The following is a 19096-nucleotide window of genomic DNA, read 5'->3' as shown; positions in this document are numbered from 1 at the left end:
GGAAGAGCATGCTCTTCCTTTTTTACGTTTGATACCTAATGACGACGCCGGAGGCGCTAGTAATATCTGTCACTACCGCCATGCAGTTGTGGATCATCTTCTATTTCATCAAAGCTAACGGCGAGCTGCTGTTCAGTCCCTTGTTTGGACAACAATACCGTCTCTGCTTCATGGTCGACCACTAATATCGTACCGACGCCTTGTTGGCACTCAACAACCATGCCTTTACGGATTCGACTCGCTTCCATCATCTTCTCCTTCACTACGTGGTTTTATTCGACCATTTTTACGAAGTTGAGAAATCAAGGATCAAAAAAGCCGATCAAAATGATCGGCTTTCTTCTTATATAGGCTTTCTAGATTACTTTGCGAATTCAACACCAATGTTGATGTCGCCATTTAGTGTTTCTAGCATACCGTCTAATGTAGACTTTTCGTAATCGCTGAGTTTGCCGTAGCTTAGTACTTCTTCAACGCCTTCTTTACCCAGTTTCACAGGTTGCGCGAAGTAAGTCGCGTGTTCGCCGTCGCCTTCAACGTAAGCGCACTCAACTACGCCTTCTTCACCTTGAAGAGCACGAACCAGAGACAGACCAAAGCGACATGCAGCTTGGCCCATTGATAGTGTTGCACTACCACCACCCGCTTTCGCTTCTACAACTTCAGTACCTGCATTTTGAATACGTTTCGTTAATGCTTCTACTTCTTCAGCTGCAAACTCAACACCTTCTACTTGAGACAGTAGAGGTAAGATCGTTACGCCAGAGTGACCACCAATTACTGGCACGCGAACGTCACCTGGATCTTTGTCTTTTAGCTCAGCAACAAACGTTTCTGAACGGATAACATCCAACGTTGTTACACCAAATAGACGACGCTTATCATAAACACCCGCTTTTTTAAGAACTTCAGCAGCAATTGGCACTGTTGTATTTACAGGGTTTGTGATGATACCAACACAAGCTTTCGGACAAACAACCGCAATCTTCTCCGCTAGCGATTTAACGATACCAGCGTTTACATTAAATAGATCCGCACGATCCATACCTGGCTTACGCGCAACACCAGCAGAAATTAGCACAACATCCGCGCCTTCTAGTGCTGGAGTAGGATCTTCACCAGCGTAACCTTTGATAGAAACTGGCGTAGGGATGTGGCTAAGATCAGCGGCCACACCAGGAGTTACTGGAGCAATATCATATAGGGCTAGATCAGAACCAGCAGGAAGACGGTTCTTAAGTAGAAGGGCCAGGGCTTGACCGATGCCACCAGCGGCACCAATAACGGCGACTTTCATGTAGTTCTCCTTGAGAGTATTTCTCTTATAAACGTATTCGTAGGGTAGTTTGTAACCAACTTAAATAAAGCTATCGGAATCACAACTTGATTACAATCAATTAACGCTAGCTTTGCGACCTCGCGCAACTCGCTGTTACCGTGCTACAAATGGGGCTTGGATTATTCTTTTATTCTGTTGAAATGACAAGGAATTCAAGAAAACAGATACAGCCCTACTTCAGCGCGCTAAAGAATTCTATGTGGTATATAGTTTACAGTGACGCATCTAACATAATCCTGGGACTCTTTGGCACCGCCTGAATATATATGCGAGAATATGCAAAATTGCTGACCCGTAATAAGAGATTTGTAATGACTATGCGCAATTCAGAAAAACAAGACAACTTAGTTCGCGCCTTTAAAGCCCTGTTAAAAGAAGAAAGCTTTGGCTCACAGGGCGAGATTGTTGACGCACTCAAACAGCAAGGGTTTGAGAGTATCAACCAATCTAAAGTCTCACGTATGCTGACTAAATTTGGCGCCGTCCGTACGCGCAATGCAAAAATGGAAATGGTTTACTGTCTTCCTGCTGAGCTAGGTGTCCCAACAGTCAGCAGCTCTCTGCGTGAACTGGTACTAGACATCGATCGTAACGCAGCGTTAGTGGTAATTCACACCGGCCCAGGTGCAGCACAGTTGATTGCTCGCTTGCTTGATTCACTCGGTAAATCCGAAGGTATTCTTGGCGTTGTCGCGGGTGACGATACCATTTTCATTACGCCAACCATGGCAATTACGACTGAGCAACTCTTCAAATCAGTGTGCGAGCTGTTCGAATATACTGGTTAAGTTCTATAAAGCTTCAATCAGCTAACTCATTGTGGGTTATAAAAGAAGTCTCATTTTGTAGCCCATAATTTATGTAAATTTTTTGCTTACTCCGCTCATTCTTTAACCACCCATTTTGTGATTAACATCACGCAATTGATCTTTTTCATTTCAGTCACTAAACGTTAATTAAGTAATTGTTATAAAAAGAATTAAATCACAAATTGAATCCTATCTCCTGATACAAAATTCAGACTTATCAACTATAACATTTAACAATTGGATAATTTTCTGCCAATTTTTTGTTATGATTCGCTCGCTTTTTCAAACGATTGGATTGAAAAAGGTGCCGTTTCCAAATAGGAAACTCCAGAAGTGATTTATGGTTATTTCCGGGTAAATAATGAATATAAGGAAGGGAAATTCATGGCATTTAACAAACTTCTCAAAGTAGGCGCTATCGCTGCAGCCGTAATGGGCGCAGGCGCAGTTAACGCTCAAGAGTTTATTACCATCGGTACTGGCTCTGTGACAGGTGTTTACTACCCAACTGGTGGTGCTATCTGTAAGTTGGTAAATAAAGGTCGTAAAGACCACAACATCCGTTGTTCAGTAGAATCGACTGGTGGCTCAATTTACAACGTTAACACTATCCGTGCAGGCGAATTAGATTTTGGTATCGTGCAATCGGATTGGCAGTACCACGGCTACAACGGTACGAGCAAGTTTGAAGAACAAGGCCCGTACAAGAAGCTACGCGCAATGTTCTCTCTTCACACAGAACCTTTCAACATCATTGCGCGTGCAGATTCAGGTATTGAAAACGTCCAAGACCTAGCAGGTAAGCGTGTCAACATCGGTAACCCAGGCTCTGGTGACCGTGCAACGATGGGCGTTGTCATGGAAGCGATGGGTTGGACAAACGACAGCTTCAAATTGGCGTCTGAGCTAAAAGGCTCTGAACGCTCTCAGGCACTTTGTGATAACAAAATTGACGCCTTCATTTACATGGTCGGCCACCCGAACGGTTCAATCAAAGAAGCAACCACATCATGTGATGCGAAGCTAGTTTCAGCAACAGGCCCTAAAATCGATAAAATTGTTGCCGACAACCCATACTACGCCTTTAGCTCAGTACCGGCTGGTATGTACCGCGGTACAGACAAAGACGTAAACAGCTTTGGTGTTGCAGCAACAATGGTAACGACCTCTGATGTTTCAGACGATGTCGCTTACAACGTGGCAAAAGCTGTGTTTGAAAACTTTGATACCTTCAAACGTCTACACCCTGCATTCGCAAACTTGAAGAAAGAAGACATGGTGAAAGCTGGTCTTTCTGTTCCTCTTCACCCAGGTGCAGAAAAATACTACAAAGAAATGGGTCTAATTAAGTAATTTCCTCAGACTCTACATACAGGCAGGAAAGAATATTTTCTGCCTGTTTGAGCATACAGGTTGTAGCACGTTCTAACTGTATGCTTCATTCGCCAGTTTTCTTCTGAAAACTGCGAGCTCATACCCAAGAAAACTTAAACGCCGCCTAACAGAGTATCCAACAATCAACACTTTGAGTTCAGGCAGCAAAATACTCGAAAGCAAACTTCGCTCCATTCACTACACTGATAGAGGCGAAGTGTGGTTCTCGATAAAAATCAGACAGGACCATCAATAATAAGGAAAAAGTACATGGCGACGAATCAAGCTCCGTCACAAGATGTGCAAGAAATGGTGGCTCAGGCAGACACAGGTGCACGTAGCCCTTCGGGAATGCAAGGACGAATCCTTTGGTTTGTTCCTCTGTGTTGGTCACTATTTCAATTATGGTACGCATCCCCGTTACCATTTATTTTCAATTTTGGCGTACTGAACGACACGGAAGCGCGATCTATCCACCTTACTTTCGCGATCTTTTTGGCTTTCACTGCTTATCCAGCGATGAAGAATTCTCCTCGCGATCATATCCCTCTTGTTGATTGGATACTCGCGTTGGCTGGCAGCTTTTCAGCAGCCTATATATACCTTTTTTATACCGAGCTAGCAGGACGCTCAGGCGCACCGACAACGGTTGATATCGTTGTTGCTGTTATCGGTATGCTCCTCCTTTTAGAAGCAACACGCCGAGCACTTGGTCCACCATTAATGGTCGTGGCTGCTGTTTTCCTTACTTACACCTTTGCAGGCCCTTACATGCCTGACGTTATCGCGCACAAAGGGGCAAGCTTGAACAAGGCCATGTCTCACTTGTGGCTAACAACAGAAGGCGTATTTGGGGTTGCGCTAGGTGTTTCTACCTCTTTTGTCTTCTTGTTTGTATTGTTTGGAGCAATGCTGGAACGCGCTGGTGCTGGTGCTTACTTCATTAAAGTTGCCTTCTCGTTACTTGGCCATATGAAAGGTGGTCCAGCTAAAGCCGCCGTTGTTGCATCAGGTTTATCTGGTCTGGTTTCTGGTTCTTCAATCGCAAACGTAGTAACAACTGGCACCTTTACGATTCCACTGATGAAGCGTGTTGGCTTTCCCGGCACAAAAGCGGGTGCGGTAGAGGTAGCGGCTTCAACCAATGGTCAGTTAACACCGCCAATCATGGGTGCAGCAGCATTTTTGATGGTGGAATACGTCGGTATCTCCTACGTTGAGGTGATTAAAGCCGCCCTACTTCCAGCGCTAATCTCTTATATTGCTTTAATTTACATTGTTCACCTTGAAGCGTGTAAAGCAGGCATGACAGGCCTTCCTCGTCGCCACAACCCAACACTAGTACAAAGTCTGCTGTCCTTTACTGGCACAATCTTAGGATTGTGTGTGATCAGCGCATTGGTTTACTACGGAGTGGGTTGGACAAAGGACGTCTTTGGTGATGCCGCGACACCAATTGTTACGGTTGCACTGTTAATTGCGTACGTTGGCTTGGTGAAAGTCTCAGCAAATCACGTGCAAGATGGCGCAATTGAGATTGATGCAGAGTTAACAGAAGTACCTGATCCCGGCCCAACCGTTAAGTCTGGCTTGCACTATCTACTGCCTATCGTTGTATTGGTTTGGTGTCTGACTGTAGAGCGCTTCTCGCCAGGTCTTTCGGCATTCTGGGCAACGGTGTTCATGATTTTCATTTTGCTGACTCAACGTCCGTTGATTGCACTGCTGTCAAAGCAAGGTGACATGCTTCAGCAAACCAAAGATGGCTTTGTCGATCTTGCCGAGAGCTTAGTTTCTGGTGCGCGCAATATGATTGGTATCGGCGTTGCAACCGCGGCAGCGGGTACCGTTGTTGGTGTTGTTACACTAACGGGTATCGGCCTAGTGATGACCGACTTCGTCGAGTTTATCTCTGGTGGCAGCATCATTCTTATGCTGCTGTTTACCGCCATCATTAGCTTGGTTCTGGGGATGGGTCTGCCAACAACGGCGAACTACATCGTGGTCTCTACGCTAATGGCGCCGGTTATTGTTACGCTCGGCGCAGCGCATGGCTTGATTATTCCGTTGATAGCTGTGCACTTGTTCGTTTTCTACTTTGGTATTTTGGCCGACGATACCCCACCTGTAGGTCTTGCGGCTTTTGCAGCAGCAGCAATTGCGAAATCAGATCCAATTCGTACCGGTATCCAAGGTTTTACTTACGATATTCGAACCGCTATTTTGCCGTTCATGTTTGTGTTCAATACCCAGTTATTGTTAATGGGGATCGACTCTTGGTGGCATTTGGCACTCACGGTCATCTCATCGATCATTGCAATGCTGATATTCTCTGCGGCAACTCAAGGGTGGTGGTTCACGCGTAACAAGTGGTGGGAAACAGTCCTATTATTAGTACTGACGTTTTCGTTTTTCCGTCCAGGTTTTTGGTGGGACATGCTGTACCCAGCGAAAGTTCTTTCTCCTGGCGTTGAGGTAGCTCAAATCACGGAAACACTAAATGTAGGAGAATCATTGGAGTTACGTGTTGCCGGTGAAAACCTTGAGGGCGACTACATTGAGAAAACGGTTCGTCTTCCATTCGAAGACAGTGCGACAACAGCAGACGCACGTATTTCATCTATGGGTCTGATGCTGACCGAAAGTGACAACAAAATGATTGTCGATATGGTTGAATTTGGTAGTCCAGCAGAGTCCGCAGGTATCGACTTTGATTGGGAAATCAAGTGGGTTATCCAGGATGCAGACCGTCCGATGAAAGAGTGGGTGTTTGTACCATGCTTAATGATTTTGCTGGTGCTTGCAATGAACCAAAAACGTCGTGCTCGTAAGGAACAATTGAGCGCATAACCGATTTGGCCCCGAGGATAAAGGGGCCTTAATGAGAGACATTGAATGTACAAACAAATTCTTGTTCCGGTTGATCTAAATGACCAAGGCTTTTCAGACCGAGCGGTTGAACTAGCGGTTTGGCAGGCAAAGCAAGCAAATGCTCAAATCCATCTTCTGACGGTACTACCTGGTATTCACATGTCGATGGTTGCCACATACTTTCCGAAAGATGCTGCGGCCAAAATGAAGCAAGACGTGAAGCAGCAACTAAAAACTTTCGCTAATGAGCATATTGCTGAAGATGTGGTTTACCAAGTGCATGTTGCTGAAGGCAAGGCCTACGCGACCATTCTTGATTATGCAGAACGCTTAGGCGCTGATCTCATCATTATGCCAAGTCACAAGCGCTCTAAAATCAATAAAGTAATGCTTGGCTCCGTCGCGAGTAAGGTTGTGGAATATTCTCCAATCAATGTGATGGTCGTAAAACCGCAAGGCTAAGTAAATACAGAAACGAAAAAGGACGCTAACATTAGCGTCCTTTTTATATTAAACAAGTAAGGGTTATACCATCACTGGGTAATCGGTATAACCTTCTGCTCCACCCAAATAAAAGTGTTCTGGTTTCGCCTCATTAAGAGGTGCATTTTTCTTAAATCGCTCAACTAAATCTGGGTTTGCGATAAAGGGAACGCCAAATGCGACCACATCCACTTTGTTTTCTGCAATTGCTGTTGCCGCTTCTTGTGCACTGTAGCCCACGTTCGCCATTAAGTGACCTTTATAGTTTTCGCGTGCTGGCTTGAGAACATCTGCTTTTTGTACGCCTTTCAGATCCGCACGCATCACGTGCCAATAAGCAAGATCGAAAGAATTAAGTTGCTCTGCTAAGTAACGCACCAAGCCAACTGGATCACTGTCTTTCATGTCATTAAATCCATTTAGCGGAGATGTGCGCAGACCGACTCTTCCAGGTCCCCACACCTCAACGACTTCTTTCACTATCTCAAGTAAAAATCGAGCACGATTTTCAACCGAGCCACCGTATTCATCGGTACGTAAATTTGAACCGTCACGAAGGAAGTTATCAATAAGATAACCATTGGCGCCATGTATCTCGACCCCATCAAAGCCGGCTTTCTTGGCGTTTTCTGCACCTTGTTTAAACGCCGCAACAATGGAAGCTATCTCATCCACTTCGAGTGCTCGTGGTACCGTATATGCTTGCTTACCCGAAGGGGTATGAACTAATTCATCACGAATGGCCAATGCGCTCGCCGCTACAGGTGTTTTTCCTTCATTCAGATCAGGATGACAAGCTCGTCCCGCATGCCAAATTTGCAGTACAATCTTACCGCCTCTCTCATGAACCGCATCCGTTACCTTTTTCCAAGCTGCGATTTGCTCTTCGTTGTAAATGCCCGGCTCTGCCATGAAAGCAGACGTACCTTCCATCACCATGGTGCATTCAGCAATGATAAGTCCGGCACTCGCACGTTGAGCGTAGTATTCAACCATAAGGTCATTAGGAATATGGTCTGCGCCAGCACGAGCTCGCGTTAAAGGCGCCATAATGGCACGGTTATCTAATGCTAATTGACCGAGTTCGATAGGAGAAAATAAGTCTACAGCGTTGGACATGGTGTTTACCTCAAATGACAATAACTTGATGGCTAAGGATGAGGTGCCAGACTATAATCAGATTAATATTGAAACAATATGGATAATTGAAAGTGATTGTTCGCAATTTAGAAACAATTGACTTTAGAACGCTTTCTATCTTTGTCACAAGCTGTCGACTACTGAGCTTAACCAAGTGCGCGCTGGAGTTAAACCTACCAAAATCTACTGTTAGCAAAGCCATAACCAAACTCGAACAACACTTTGAAGCCAAACTGCTAGAGCGCACAACCCGAAAGTTAGTGATCACCGAAGCTGGCCAAATGGTTTTAGAGCGTGCTGCAAGCTTAGTTGAGGAATTCCACTCAATTGGCCATGACGTTCAGGAGATGGAACAACAGATCCAAGGCCGGCTGCGTATTTCCGCGCCACCAGCGTTGGATGCGTATATGGCGGAGCACATCTTTTTGCCATTTTTAAAACAATGGGCAAAAGTACAAATTGCGTTAGAAGCATCGAACGATTTTGTTGATCTGTTTTCACACGGCTTTGATATGGCAATTCGAGTCGGTCAGATAGTTGATGATCGATTAATCGCGAAAAAATTAGGCTATACCACTCGAGTCCTGGCTGCTAGCCCTGAGTATTTAGCTGAGTTCGGCGTACCTGAAACGCCAGAAGACCTGACAAAACATAACTGTTTGAGGTATCAATATGTTTCAGAAATAGGACCTTGGACGCTGATCTCACACGATAATACCGTCAATGTTTCAATAACCAGTAACTTCTCAAGTACAACTGTAGAAGCAATATTGAAAGGCGCACTTAAAGGACTAGGCATCGCGAACTTACCTGTGCAGAACATGACGCAAGAGCTAGAAAGTGGCACCTTAGTCAGAGTGTTACCGCAATGGCACACGGTACCAATGCCTATTTATTTAGTGTATCGTCCTGGAGCAAACCGCCCACGGCGTGTACAAGCAATGATTGACCATATCATGAGCTTAAGATCTCAATTTGAATTTGGCCCTCGGCATGGTTTGTGTTGCGGAGAAGCATAACCTAGCAACTATCAGGCACTAGCATGCTGCTCGGATAAATGCCGCAAGCTTCTCACTAGCATGCTGTTCACTCAATGCAGACATATCACCCGCGGCTTCCACTTTACCATCTGCCACAAACACAAAGTGGCTGGCAATCGCTTTGGCATCGCTTAAATGGTGCGTGACCATCAATACAGTTATTCCCCGCTCTGCTGCGAGTTTTTTTACCAAGCTCAGCATCTCTTCACGCAACACCGGATCAAGCGCCGAGAACGGCTCATCCAATAGCCACATGGGATGAGGCTGAACAAAACAACGCGCTAAGGCAACACGTTGACGCTGGCCACCAGAAAGATGCTCTGGCAAACGGTCGAGGTACTCTGCAACACCAACTTGCTGCGCGGCTTGTTCAATCTGACGATTTTGGTCCACCGTAAGCTTTAGCCCTGGGTGTAAGCCCAAACCGATGTTGTCACGCACCGATAAGTGAGCAAACAAATTGTGCTCTTGGAACAACATAGAGAACGGACGCAGATAAGGCTCTTTACGCACAATGGACTCACCATCAACACAAATATCACCACGGTCAGGATGGATGAATCCTGCCACCAACGCCAGCAAGGTTGACTTCCCTGCCCCACTTGGTCCCATCAGCGACACAATCTGTCCTTGCTCAATCGTTAAGTCAAAACGAAACAGTTCACGTTGGTAGGTGTACTGCACATCATCCAACACTAACATTACGCTCTCTCCTTCGTTTTCAATACTTTCTCAATCAAGGCAAAACAGCCCACACTCAACAACAATAAGGTCACCGATACCACCGCAGCCGCGTCCATCTGATAGCTGCCAAGCAGCTGGAATAAATACAGAGGTAAAGTGCGGAACTCTTGTCCACCAAACAGTGCGATGGCACTTAAATCCCCTATTGCAAACATAAAGCTGATCGCAAACGCATGTGCAAACGGCTTGCGTAGCGCCTGCCACTCCACCACTTTAAACCGTTGCCAGCCACGCATGCCTAAGCTGGCACATACATACTGATACTGTTGTTCAATGTGCAGCATTGGCTGCGCTAGCGTTTTGATCACGTAAGGCAAAGCCATCAAACCGTTCACCAAAATCACGACAAAAAATGCCAAGCTAAAAACATCGGTAAATGCGCGCAGTAGTAAGAATAAACCGGTGCTAATCACCAGACCTGGAGTCACCAAAATAACGGTGCCGATTAACTCAATCTGATCGGCTCGCGTGTTTTTGTACTGCAACCGCCAACGGCGACTGGTCAATAGTATGGACACCCCTGCAGCGACCGCAAGCGCGCTAGCGACACAGGCGACTTTGAGGGAGTTCAATAGCGCAGACCAAAAACGCTCATCGGTTAATACTGTCCAAACTTGTTGGTTGATGCCACTCAGTAACACCATCAATAACGGCGGTATTACCAGTAAAAAGGCACCTATGATCCAAAAGCTATCCCAAGCTTTTGACCACCCATGATCCTTCGTTAAATATTGCTGTACCGATGTGCTTCCAGCACTGATAGAAACAGGCCTTGTTAACTTCTGCACTCCAATAGCAAGCAGTCCACATAACAGCATCTGCCACAGCGCCAATAACGCCCCAGCTTGTAAATCAAAATCAAACTTAATCGCTTGGTAAATGGCCAATTCAATGGTGGTGGATTTTGGCCCGCCCCCCAACGCCATTACAGTGGCAAAACTGGTAAAGCACAACATAAACACCAACCCACAAACGTGGGGAAGCTGCTGCCTTAAACGCGGCCATTCTACCCAGCGAAACTTATCCCAATGGCTCATCCCAAGATGCGCGCAAAGCTTATGCTGCTCGGCAGGAATAGACTCCAAGGCTTGCAGAAGCAATCGTGCCGCGTAAGGTAAATTAAAGAACACATGGGCGAGTAAAATGCCGTTCAAACCGTAAATAGAGAATGGCAGTTTAGTGTCGAAACTTTGCAACCACTGCGCCAACAAACCACTGTTGCCATAAATCGCTAACAGCCCAAAAACACCAACCAAAACCGGCAAAACCAGTGTCGATGCAAACAGCTTAAGCAGTAATGATTTACCAATAAATTGGCGACGCGAAAGTGCGTGCGCTACTGGAATGGCAAAGCCAACACTGAGCAATGTGGAAAGAAACGCTTGGTAGAAACTGAACTTGGTGACATGTTGATAGTACGGGTCGCCCCATACCACAGACACATCAAGTGAAGGGGCTTGAACAATCAAAGCACCTAGGGCAGAAATAACAAAGGTCGCGATGATCATCGCGACCCCTAAACCTATTTTTGGAACAGAATTCAAAGGTAAAACCTATCTCATTCAGATGAGGATGGAAACGTCAGCTAAAACGTCAATGCGCTTTGCCATTCGCGAATCCAAGACTTACGCATTTTTGCCACTTCATCAGCACTAAAGCTCAACGACTTGCTTGGAACACTCAAAGTTTCAAAACCTTTAGGTAACTCAACGTCAGTGACTGGGTACATCCAGTTACCCGTTGGCATCGCCGATTGGAACTCATCACTTAAAATGAAACTCATAAATTGATCAGCAAGTTCTGAATTTTTTGCCCCTTTCACTTTAGCGGCTACTTCAACTTGCATGTAGTGGCCTTCAGCAAAATTCGCCGTAGCAAACTTCGAATCGTTTTCCGCAATTAAGTGGTACGCAGGTGAAGTGGTGTAAGAAAGCACTAAATCGGACTCACCATTGAGGAACATAGAATACGCCTCAGACCAACCTTTCGTGACCGTTACGGTTTTGCTCGCTAGCTTCTGCCACGCTTGCGTCACATCGTCGCCATAAATAGATTTCATCCATAGCATTAAGCCTTGGCCCGGCGTTGAAGTCCGCGGATCTTGGTAAATCACTTTCAGATCGTTGCGCGTTTCCACCAGCTCTTTCATGCTTTTCGGCGGATTAGCCAGTTTCTCTTTGTTGTACACAAACGCGAAGTAGCCGTAATCGTACGGTACAAACGTCGTGTCACTCCAACCGTTTGGTAACACTGTGTTAGCCGTATCCACATTGTGCTCGGCAAGCAGATCGGTTTTCTTCGCTTCTGCCATCAGATTGTTATCCAAACCTAATACGATGTCCGCTTTGCTATTACCGCCTTCAAGACGAAGACGATTCAGAATCGACACACCATCGTCCAACGCTACGAAGTTAACGTCACAGCCACATTTTGCTTCAAAAGCTTGCTCGATTTTAGGACCCGGCCCCCAATCTGCGGCAAAAGAGTCGTAGGTATAGATGGTTAATGTGTTTTCAGCGGCAAACGCTGAAGTAGAGGTGATTGCAGCTAGGGCAATCAGATTTAGAGTGGGTTTCACTGCTCGCTCTCCATGAGTATTTCAGAGAAATAAGTTGAGCGGCACAGGGTTTGAGGCGGCTATTAAGGACTTCCAATATCCAGACTCAATTCCTACGCCAGCATTATCTGGTTCAGGTAATACGGGTCCCTAGTTAAACACTTAGGTCTCAGCGCCCCAATGCATTGATTGACTCAATGCTAAATGGGTTTGCTCCCCGATGAGTTGGATGGATTGTAAAGGTATTTGAGTGGTTACACAATCAGCTCACGAGCGCTGGTCATAACCCCAACGAGGCACCAAACCTTGCTCAATACCTAAGTGGTCAAGAATTCTCGCCACCATAAAATCCACTAAGTCTTCAATACTCTTTGGCTGATGATAGAAGCCTGGAGCTGCTGGCATGATGGTGACGCCCATTTGCGACAGTTTGTGCATGTTCTCCAGATGTAGCGTTGAAAATGGTGTTTCGCGAACCACGAGCAACAGCTGCCCGCGCTCTTTCATTACCACATCAGCGGCCCGCTCGATCAAGTTATCTGACATACCATGCGCAATCGCTGCAACGCTTCCCGCAGAACATGGGCAAACCACCATTTGCTTTGGTGCAGCAGAACCAGACGCAACCGGTGAGAACCAGTCATCTTTACCGCAAACGGTGATGTTATCGGGATTGCAGTTCAGGTGCTCTACTAATGCTTGCTGCGCCGCTTCTGGGCCACTTGGTAGCTTAAGATTATGCTCGGTTGCCATCACAACACGAGCCGCCGAAGAAATCAGAACGTAGACATGATAATCCGCCGCAACCAAGCATTCTAAAAGACGAAGGCCGTAGGGAGCACCAGAAGCACCCGTTAATGCCAACGTGATGGCTTTTTTGTGAGAGGGTTGTGTTTTGTTTTGCATATCAATCAGGCTTTTTGTTTTAACTGCTCAAGAAGTTTTCCGTGAATACCACCAAAGCCACCGTTACTCATGACTAGAATTTGGTCACCTGGTCGCGCACGTTCGACGATCTTGGCTACAAAGTTATCTATATCGGCATCGACAAACGCTGGCTGTTTGCATTGGTCGGCAATGTCTTGCACAGACCACTCGATATTATCTGGCTGGAACAAGAAGACTTCATCTGCACTGTGTAGTGACTCTGCAAGTGTGTTGTTGTGTACACCACGCTTCATGGTGGCAGACCGCGGCTCTAACACAGCAAGGATGCGTTTTTCACCTACCTTGTTACGCAAACCACCGACAGTAAGTTCAATTGCCGTTGGGTGATGCGCAAAATCATCGTAAACCGTCACACCTTGTTCTTCACCTTTCAGCTCTAAACGGCGCTTGGTATTGATGAAACGCCCTAATGCCTGGCAAGCAAGATCCGGAGTGACTCCAACATGTCGTGCAGCAGCGATTGCCATCAGCGCATTATCCACATTGTGGTCACCCACCAAATTCCATTCGACGGTACCAACCTTCTCGCCTTGCAACGCAACGTCAAATTTTGAGCCATCAAGCACTAATTTGTGCGCTTGCCAGTCACCATTCTCACCAGAGAACTGTTTTTCAGTCCAGCAGCCACGCTCTAATACATCCGCTAACGCCTGATCTTTTCTCGGCGCTAAGATCAATCCATTGCCCGGTACAGTTCGCACTAAATGATGGAATTGGCGCTTGATCGCTTCTAGATCATCGAAGATATCAGCATGATCAAACTCAAGGTTATTCATGATTAAAGTGCGAGGATGGTAATGCACAAACTTAGAACGCTTATCGAAAAAAGCACTGTCATATTCGTCCGCTTCAACGACAAAAAACATACTTTCACCCAAACGAGCAGACACTCCGAAGTTACCGAGTACCCCACCGACTAAGAAACCCGGTTGATAACCACAATCTTCAAGTATCCAAGCAAGCATGCTCGACGTGGTCGTTTTCCCATGTGTACCCGATACCGCCAATACCCAACGATCATGCAGCAAAAACTCGTTGAGCCACTGCGGGCCAGAGGTGTAACGCATGTTAGTGTTGAGCACATGCTCGACACAAGGGTTGCCACGGCTCATCGCATTACCAATCACCACAAGATCTGGTTGAGGGTCGAGTTGAGACGGGTCAAAGCCTTCAATAATTTCAATACCTTGAGACTCAAGCAGTGTGCTCATTGGCGGATAAACGTTGGCATCAGAACCAGTGACTTTATGTCCTAATTGGCGCGCTAGAATCGCTGCGCCGCCCATAAATGTGCCACAGATACCCAAGATATGAATGTGCATAAACTAAACCTTGTAATGCGTTTTTTAATGCTTTCATTATCGCGATTACCGCCTGAAAAGCGAGTGACTTTAGCCTTCTTCTTGCAGTCCCTTTCACAAATATGACAAGGTTGAACACAGACTGTACAACCTCTTGCTTACTGATGAATCCCTCAAACAAGTCTACAAATAAATTGAGATCTCAAACAGTTACTTCATTACCATTAAAAAGATCTGCGACTTAAACTTACATCCAGCGCAATCGTTTAACATCCATAAAGAGATGCTCACTTGCGCACTACCCCCAATGAAATGAAAATGTAAGGATTAACCATGTCAGGACTGCGCACCCTAGGCGAGTTCATTGTCGAAAAACAAGCGGATTTCCCCCACGCTAGCGGTGATCTATCATCCCTTTTAGCCTCCATTCGTTTAGCTGCAAAAATCGTTAACCGCGAAATCAACGCAGCGGGTCTCGGTGATATCACTGGTGCTGTAGGCACGGAAAATGTCCAAGGTGAAGATCAGCAAAAGCTCGATGTTTACGCGAACGATAAGTTCAAAGCCGCGCTTGAAGCTCGTGATCAAGTGTGTGGCGTTGCCAGTGAAGAAGAAGACGAAGCAGTTGCGTTCAATAAAGAACTCAACCAAAACGCCAAATATGTAGTACTGATGGACCCACTTGATGGTTCTTCTAACATCGATGTGAACGTCTCTGTTGGTACTATCTTCTCGATTTACCGTCGTGTTTCTCCAATCGGTACTCCACCAACTGAAGAAGACTTCCTACAACCTGGTCACAAACAAGTGGCTGCGGGCTACGTAATTTACGGCTCCTCCACCATGTTGGTATACACAACTGGTAACGGCGTAAACGGCTTTACTTACGACCCATCTATCGGCAGCTTCTGTCTTTCTCATGAAAACATGATGATTCCTGATGATGGTAAGATCTACTCCATCAACGAAGGTAATTACATTCGTTTCCCTCAAGGGGTGAAGAAGTACATCAAGTACTGCCAAGAAAACGTGCCAGAAGACGGTCGCCCATACACTTCTCGCTACATTGGCTCGCTGGTTGCTGATTTCCACCGCAACCTACTGAAAGGTGGTATCTACCTTTACCCAAGCACACAAAGCCACCCACAAGGCAAGCTACGCCTGCTTTACGAATGTAACCCTATGGCATTCCTCATTGAGCAAGCTGGCGGCATTGCATCGGACGGCGTGAATCGCATTATGGACATCAAGCCTACTGAGTTGCACCAGCGTGTACCTTTCTTTGTGGGTTCGAAGAACATGGTTCGCAAAGTTGAAGAGTTCCTTGAACTGCACCGCGACGAAAAATAATTTCAGACCTTTGTCCAACGCGGCAGGTGTTTACCTGCCGCGTTTTTGTCGCTAAAGTGAAACGCGAATTTATCATCAGATGAAGCCGCTTTTGTGTGACTCATCGTTAATGAAAAGGAATATTCTAATGAGCTTAAACCATGTACCAGCAGGCAAGTCGCTGCCTGAAGATATCTATGTCGTTATCGAAATTCCTGCAAATGCAGATCCAATCAAGTACGAAGTAGATAAAGACTCTGGTGCTGTATTTGTCGACCGTTTCATGTCTGCACCAATGTTCTACCCATGCAACTATGGCTACGTGAACAATACCCTGTCTCTTGATGGCGACCCAGTCGACGTATTGGTACCAACACCATACCCACTCATGCCAGGTTCAGTCATTCGCTGCCGTCCTGTTGGCGTTTTGAAGATGACAGATGAATCGGGTGAAGATGCAAAAGTGTTTGCGGTTCCCCACTCAAAAATCTCGAAAGAGTACGAGCACATCCAAGATGTGGACGATATCCCAGAACTACTGAAAGCGCAGATCACGCAATTCTTTGAGCGTTACAAAGAGCTTGAAGCAGGCAAATGGGTGAAAGTGGATGGTTGGGCAGATGTTGCTGCCGCCAAAGCTGAAATCCTAGAATCTTACGAACGAGCTCAAAATAAATAAGCGCTCCTGATGCTAAAAAATTACAAAGGCTAACTCATACGAGCGGTCCTTGATAAGGGCCGTTTTTTAGATATGACGCCACCAGATGTTTCAGGAGCACTCTCATCCAGAATTACGGATACTTTTCAGGTTTTGGAACTGGCATCTTCAAGTTGAACTGGTATATATAAAAATCATGATGTCACATCAAAGTAAGCATTTAAGCCGTTAATCTTATGAGTTAACTGACAGCGCTTAGCTTTAAATTTATAACTAAGAGTATCGCCGCCAGAAAACGATCTAACAGCAATTAATAGTTTAAATACTGAGCCGTTAAAAAAAGCACCTTGCAAGACTACTTGACCTGATTTTCTTGATGCTTGGTATTTTTGAAGATGTTGTAGGTTTAAGCTTAAACGGTAGCCACGAACATTTGGTAAAAAAACTTCTTCCGTAGATAGAGTCAATGGAAATTCATCGTCAAAGTTACTATCCGTTCGATGTCCGTATCTTTGAGAATGCATTTCAGCAAACAATTGTCCGAATTTGCTTGTAAACAATGACGGGAATTCAATGTTTAAGTTTTGTCCTGCCCTGCAAGCACTGACTGCTTGCATTATGTATTCCGGATCGGCGAACGAACTACCCGCAGTTTCAACAAAGTGAGCAATAATGTGCATTAGCGCTTTTTTGGAAACGCTATTCGTTGCGTTATAAGAATCCCACACCATGGGATCAAAAGCATCGTTAGCAAGCAAAGCAATTTTGCTTACAAGCGATTTATCATAGGATTTCTTCGATGCGTACCGACTATTTACGTAAAAGTAAAAGAAGTCGCGATGTATACTTTGTGGTGCTATATATTCATATTTACATGTTTTTCTTCATCAATAAATATCGTAAAGGCTAGCTGAAAACTACCCTGTATTTTTAATCCACATTAACGCATTCTCCAATGAGAAATAAGACTAATCGGTTATGTTCATAAAATTCATGCCAATACCCGTGATCATCAAAAATGCTTAAATCAGATTCATGCTAAGCACCAAATAATGGCTTATGTACAAGCTAGTTTGGTATCTCTATACCGTAGATGGAATGAATAAATTGAATGAGTATAGATAGCGAATATGATATTTTAATTGATGGTTAAGTTTTATAAAATTTCGGTTTAATACAAGTTTTAAAAGGAGGAATTAACCCTCCTTTTTATTCTTATTCCTCAATTTGAATAAATGAAGACAAAGAGGAATGAACAGAAACATCTTCAACGTGATCCTGTCCTTTATCTATTACATCAATCTGCACAAGTGAATTACTCAAAGTGCAGAAGTTCATACCAAGAAAGATGCTCTCCCCATTTATTTCACTATTAGTGACAACTTTACCTAAAGGTGCAAGTGGTATGAATTTAGAAATGATAAGTTTTACTAAATGATGATCGAGGTCATACTCGAAATTAACAACTTGAAATTCAAGAGGTTTATATACTAAACGTCCTATTCGTGAGACTTCTGGTTTTAGATCAACAACAACGACAAAATCCAGATTTGACAGCATCGATTCTAGAACTAACCCTAAACCATGAATATTCATACTTGCCCCTTAGTTTTAAAAAATGCTAATTGGTTTGATAATTCGTTCAAACGTACATCTCTAATTTTCATATCGTCTGAAGCTTGATATACATTCTGAATATTTTCTTCAAGCCCACGATTAATCTCGTTAATACGCATGGAGATCTCCTCAGTCACCGTCGATTGCTCTTCGGATGCCGCCGCAACCATAGCATTAATTGAAGTCAGTGTTTCTACCTCTTCAGAGATACTGCTAAATGCATGATCTAGTTCACTGGCAATCTTAATTGACTCGTCAATTAAATTGTTATTTACCGACATAACCTCATCAGCCTCATTGGACTTAACCTGCAAACGAGCAACCACTTCTTGAATATTAACCGTAGACTTTTGTGTCCTTTCAGCGAGCGCGCGGACCTCTTCTGCTACAACAGCAAAGCCGCGCCCATACTCACCAGCCCTAGCCGCTTCAATTGCTGCATTAAGTGCTAATAAATTGGTTTGTTCGGATACTGAAGCAATCATTTCTACTATAGGGTTAATTTCTTCACTATAAGCACGAAGCTCACTGACAATATCAGATGACGAACTCAAAGAACTATTAATCTCTGTTATGACCTGTTGGGCACGGCCTAGGACTGCAACACCACCTTGTATTGCCTCATTCATAGTACTGTTTGCACGCTCAGCATTAACAGCATTATCAGCAACTTCACGAGCAGTAGCGGATAATTCTGCGGCTGCAGTAGCAACTTGTTCAATTTCCAAACGCTCTTGTTCTGAATTGGCAATAAAAGTTCCAACAATGACTTTTGTTCGTTTGTCGCTAGCCAGAATAGCAAGCGTAGTACTGAGGGATCCCCTCATAATTTCCCCAAAGCACAACCATGTTTGAATAGATTTTGAGCAAGCAGGGTTGCAGCCGC

Annotated in this window: 18 protein-coding genes and 1 riboswitch; of the genes, 7 read left to right on the top strand and 11 right to left on the bottom strand. The window is 45.0% G+C overall.

From position 1 onward, the window contains the following. Window positions 1-56: 56 nt before the first annotated feature. Window positions 57-248: a hypothetical protein gene (locus R8N47_RS10545; protein ID WP_005379661.1), complete on the bottom strand. Its 192-nt coding sequence runs from the start codon at window positions 246-248 to the stop codon at window positions 57-59. A 113-nt stretch (window positions 249-361) separates the two neighbouring features. Continuing rightward, the gene (mdh, locus tag R8N47_RS10540) at window positions 362-1297 is read right to left on the bottom strand and encodes a malate dehydrogenase (RefSeq protein WP_318070329.1); all 936 of its coding nucleotides are present in this window, start codon (window positions 1295-1297) and stop codon (window positions 362-364) included. A gap of 359 nt (window positions 1298-1656) precedes the next feature. Between mdh and argR the strand changes: the two genes are divergently transcribed. The 4 genes from argR (at window position 1657) to R8N47_RS10520 (ending at window position 6855) form a co-directional block, all read left to right on the top strand. Continuing rightward, complete coding sequence (gene argR / locus R8N47_RS10535) at window positions 1657-2127, top strand: transcriptional regulator ArgR (protein WP_005379659.1); 471 nt, start codon at window positions 1657-1659, stop codon at window positions 2125-2127. Window positions 2128-2532: 405 nt separating this feature from the next. Continuing rightward, window positions 2533-3501 (top strand): TAXI family TRAP transporter solute-binding subunit, encoded by a 969-nt coding sequence (locus tag R8N47_RS10530; protein ID WP_064376671.1) that lies wholly within the window; start codon window positions 2533-2535, stop codon window positions 3499-3501. Window positions 3502-3792: 291 nt separating this feature from the next. Next, on the top strand, window positions 3793-6372 hold the full coding sequence (locus R8N47_RS10525) for a TRAP transporter permease (protein ID WP_017820274.1): 2580 nt from the start codon (window positions 3793-3795) through the stop codon (window positions 6370-6372). A gap of 45 nt (window positions 6373-6417) precedes the next feature. Next, window positions 6418-6855 (top strand): universal stress protein, encoded by a 438-nt coding sequence (locus R8N47_RS10520; RefSeq protein ID WP_005379654.1) that lies wholly within the window; start codon window positions 6418-6420, stop codon window positions 6853-6855. A 63-nt stretch (window positions 6856-6918) separates the two neighbouring features. Here R8N47_RS10520 and R8N47_RS10515 read toward each other — a convergent pair whose 3' ends face one another. Beyond that, window positions 6919-7995, bottom strand: coding sequence for an alkene reductase (locus R8N47_RS10515; RefSeq protein WP_017633459.1), 1077 nt, complete (start codon window positions 7993-7995; stop codon window positions 6919-6921). A 92-nt stretch (window positions 7996-8087) separates the two neighbouring features. Between R8N47_RS10515 and R8N47_RS10510 the strand changes: the two genes are divergently transcribed. Next, window positions 8088-9035: a LysR family transcriptional regulator gene (locus tag R8N47_RS10510; protein ID WP_017633458.1), complete on the top strand. Its 948-nt coding sequence runs from the start codon at window positions 8088-8090 to the stop codon at window positions 9033-9035. An 18-nt stretch (window positions 9036-9053) separates the two neighbouring features. On the opposite strand, the gene thiQ is transcribed toward R8N47_RS10510, so the two are convergent. The 5 genes from thiQ to mpl form a co-directional block, all read right to left on the bottom strand. Next, complete coding sequence (thiQ, locus tag R8N47_RS10505; protein ID WP_005379648.1) at window positions 9054-9758, bottom strand: thiamine ABC transporter ATP-binding protein; 705 nt, start codon at window positions 9756-9758, stop codon at window positions 9054-9056. Further along, window positions 9758-11344 carry a thiamine/thiamine pyrophosphate ABC transporter permease ThiP gene (gene thiP, locus R8N47_RS10500; protein WP_017820277.1) on the bottom strand — a complete coding sequence of 529 codons (1587 nt, stop codon included), beginning with the start codon at window positions 11342-11344 and terminating at the stop codon, window positions 9758-9760. The genes thiQ and thiP overlap by 1 nt, the downstream gene beginning before the upstream one ends. A 41-nt stretch (window positions 11345-11385) precedes the next feature. Then, entirely contained in the window at window positions 11386-12378 is a 993-nt protein-coding gene (thiB, locus tag R8N47_RS10495) for a thiamine ABC transporter substrate binding subunit (protein WP_047101920.1), read from the bottom strand. Between the two features lie 72 nt (window positions 12379-12450). Next, window positions 12451-12587: riboswitch (TPP riboswitch) on the bottom strand. Between the two features lie 37 nt (window positions 12588-12624). Then, window positions 12625-13263 carry a flavin prenyltransferase UbiX gene (locus R8N47_RS10490; protein WP_033906022.1) on the bottom strand — a complete coding sequence of 213 codons (639 nt, stop codon included), beginning with the start codon at window positions 13261-13263 and terminating at the stop codon, window positions 12625-12627. 5 nt (window positions 13264-13268) lie between these two features. Further along, entirely contained in the window at window positions 13269-14627 is a 1359-nt protein-coding gene (gene mpl / locus R8N47_RS10485; protein WP_104975823.1) for a UDP-N-acetylmuramate:L-alanyl-gamma-D-glutamyl-meso-diaminopimelate ligase, read from the bottom strand. Window positions 14628-14939: 312 nt separating this feature from the next. Here mpl and fbp point away from each other — a divergent pair, with 312 nt between their 5' ends. Both fbp and ppa read left to right on the top strand, forming a co-directional pair. After that, window positions 14940-15956 carry a class 1 fructose-bisphosphatase gene (gene fbp, locus R8N47_RS10480; RefSeq protein ID WP_104975822.1) on the top strand — a complete coding sequence of 339 codons (1017 nt, stop codon included), beginning with the start codon at window positions 14940-14942 and terminating at the stop codon, window positions 15954-15956. Between the two features lie 127 nt (window positions 15957-16083). Then, the gene (gene ppa / locus R8N47_RS10475) at window positions 16084-16614 is read left to right on the top strand and encodes an inorganic diphosphatase (protein WP_064376668.1); all 531 of its coding nucleotides are present in this window, start codon (window positions 16084-16086) and stop codon (window positions 16612-16614) included. A gap of 173 nt (window positions 16615-16787) precedes the next feature. Here ppa and R8N47_RS10470 read toward each other — a convergent pair whose 3' ends face one another. The 3 genes from R8N47_RS10470 to R8N47_RS10460 form a co-directional block, all read right to left on the bottom strand. Continuing rightward, window positions 16788-17351, bottom strand: coding sequence for a hypothetical protein (locus R8N47_RS10470; protein WP_128740536.1), 564 nt, complete (start codon window positions 17349-17351; stop codon window positions 16788-16790). A 457-nt stretch (window positions 17352-17808) separates the two neighbouring features. Further along, entirely contained in the window at window positions 17809-18189 is a 381-nt protein-coding gene (locus R8N47_RS10465) for a hypothetical protein (protein ID WP_064376666.1), read from the bottom strand. Further along, window positions 18186-19096 (bottom strand): methyl-accepting chemotaxis protein (locus R8N47_RS10460; protein WP_318070330.1); only part of this gene is annotated, 911 nt, incomplete at its 5' end. The genes R8N47_RS10465 and R8N47_RS10460, both read right to left, overlap by 4 nt.

The organism is Vibrio sp. 2132-1 (genome assembly GCF_033344315.1).
The sequence above is the reverse complement of the archived record's forward strand: the minus strand, read 5'-3'. Positions and strand labels throughout refer to the sequence as shown.